The following is a 2,500-nucleotide window of genomic DNA, read 5'->3' on the forward strand; positions in this document are numbered from 1 at the left end:
AATCCAATAAAGTAATCAGACCGTCACTTCCCGGAGGAACAGTTTCTCCCATCTGATTTAAATACTCTTCTTCAGAAATACTTAATTCTTTAGATTTTTTGATTACTTCTTCACCGAGAAGGTCTTTATACCAACTTACAGTCCACATCCCCCTTCTTATTCCTTTGGATTCATAGACATATTTAAAAGGAACACAGGCTAAGGTCGAAAAGAAACTCTTGGCATCTTCGAAATAATCTTCTCTTAAAAGCATAGAAGATATAAAAGTCCCAAGAGAGATCATAATTGATTTGTCATTACTTATACCTGATCCAAGTACTTCCACAGCCTTGTCATTCCCAGTTGCTACAACCTGAATTCCTTTTTTCAGACCAAATTCTCGGCATAGCTCAGCTTTTAAAGGGCCATAGCTTTCTCCAGGTTTTATTATTGAAAATAATTGATCTCTTTTTAATCCATTCTCTTTGATAACTTTGTCATCTGTTGACCAATCCAGTGTTTTTCTGTCAATTGGCCAGTAAACTTCCAAATTACTGCAAGTATCCTTAAATTGACCTGTCATTCTGTTGGCAAGATAACCTGAAGTAGTTGTAACATATTGCACTTCATCATTTTCATGCACATATGGTGCAGATAATCTTCTGTCCATCCAGCTTAAAACAGGATAAGCTAATGAACCGTCTTTTTTTAAGAGTGCACGGCAACACCTTATTGTACATAGTCCTATGGCCAGGATAGAATTTTTATTTCCGGAAAATTTATTTAGACAGTCTTTTAGCCCGTCACGGACACTATCCCACAAATCATCATCAGGATGTAACGCTACTCCGCCTTCAGCTGTATAGAGGTTTTTTAAAGTTTTAGATCCATAGCATACTTCATTTCCCTCTAGGTCAAAAATTGTAACTTTAGTACTTTGTGAACCATTGTCTATGCCTATTATATATTTACTCATAATAATTTCTCCTAAACCCCCATAATTATCCAATTCAAATATCATGATAAATAAATTTTTATATATAATTTTACACGTGATTATTGAATAATCAACTATACGAAAGGACCTCCTGGAAGAGGTCCTAAAAATTTCTTTTAAATTATGTCCATTATCATTAGAGCCAGTCTATAAGTCATTCTGTTATCTAGGTAAGATAAGTTACAACCAAGGATTCCCTCAATTTTGGACAATTTGTAACATACAGTATTTTTGTGATAAAAAAGTTCTTCAGAGACAGCTTTGATACTTCCACTATTTCTAAGATAACTCTCTAATACTGTTAAGTAATCTGTTCCCTTTAAATCATCATTTTTAACAAGTTCCTCTATAGTTTCTCTGTAGTATTTTTTAATGATATCTTTATCCTCTATTGCCAGGAGCAGTTTGTATGCACCCAAATCACTGTACATACTTACCTCATTACTAAGTCCTTTTTTTCTTTGAAGTTTCAACACATCCAGTGCTTGCCGAGCACTTTTTGCAATACATTCAATATTTTTGGTATTTTCTCCAACACATAAATATATCTTTTCCTTATTTTTTAATATTTCCATGCATCTGTTCTTTATTTCATCAATGATATTTCTAATTTCTTCCTGAGTGTAATTAGCAAAAGCAAGAATAATTTTATCATCTACATCATAGATGATCGTTCTTTCATAGGAGTACAAAATATTTTCTATGAATTTCAGTATTTTAATTCTCTTTTTATTGCTGACTGCCGTTATTCCGTCCTGCTCAAATATTTCTACAAGAGTTATACAATATGGCCATATAGTCCTGAAACCCTTGCTTTCCAGATAGGGAATATAGAGTTCATGCTGGCTTGGAAAAAAGATCGCATTATTTAGAGCACTTGATAGTTCTAGAGTTGTTTTATCTGATATGGTTATTTGATAGCAAAAATCCTTCATAAGATTAGCCAAATGAGTATGCCAGGGTACTTCAAAAAGTGGAAAATTATTTTCATCACAGAACTCTATAATATTATCCGGTATTTTTTCAATATACGGGCCTGTGTTTATAACTATGCCGCTGGCCTTATGTTTATATGTATGTTCGACCAAATCATATAATTTTTCCTTAAGTTCAACTTTTTCAAGAGCAATACCAGTTATAAAAGCCAACTCCTGACCATCCAAGAAAATTGTTGTTTCTATACTTTCAATCATATGTGCCCAACTGACAATATTATTCATACCATTTTTCCCAGCGATTAATTTCATATTTTTTCTGCTGGTAGATTTATATAATTCACTTAATTTTATGGCCATACTTTCCCCTTTTTTAATCCTGTAAGAATCTAATATCAAAATATTTCTAATCCTATACGCTTATTATATCATAATTTTATCGATATTATTAAAAGACATCCCTGCTGAGATATTTCCCAACATAATTTTTTATCTTCAGAATATAAAAAATTATAGCATGTATAAATATAACTAACATTCACTCTTGTTAGGTTCTTGATATATTTCTCTAGCAAAAAAACCAGGCCTA

The 2,500-nt window shown here is 32.3% G+C and carries 2 protein-coding genes; both read right to left on the bottom strand.

The features are described 5' to 3' along the window. On the bottom strand, nt 1-955 hold a 955-nt coding region (locus tag ABZA26_RS12555; RefSeq protein WP_372714855.1), incomplete at its 3' end, for an FGGY family carbohydrate kinase. Between the two features lie 137 nt (nt 956-1,092). After that, a complete protein-coding gene (locus ABZA26_RS12560; RefSeq protein WP_372714856.1) occupies nt 1,093-2,271 on the bottom strand; it encodes a PucR family transcriptional regulator in 1,179 nt (392 codons plus the stop codon). Nucleotides 2,272-2,500 lie beyond the last annotated feature (229 nt).

This window comes from Ilyobacter sp., from assembly GCF_041583315.1.
In the GTDB taxonomy this organism is placed as follows: domain Bacteria; phylum Fusobacteriota; class Fusobacteriia; order Fusobacteriales; family Fusobacteriaceae; genus Ilyobacter.

Coding starts and splice junctions, on each gene's coding strand:
- ABZA26_RS12560 (WP_372714856.1), bottom strand. CDS start 2,271: ATGGCCATAAAATTAAGTGAATTATATAAATCTACCAGCAGAAAAAAT.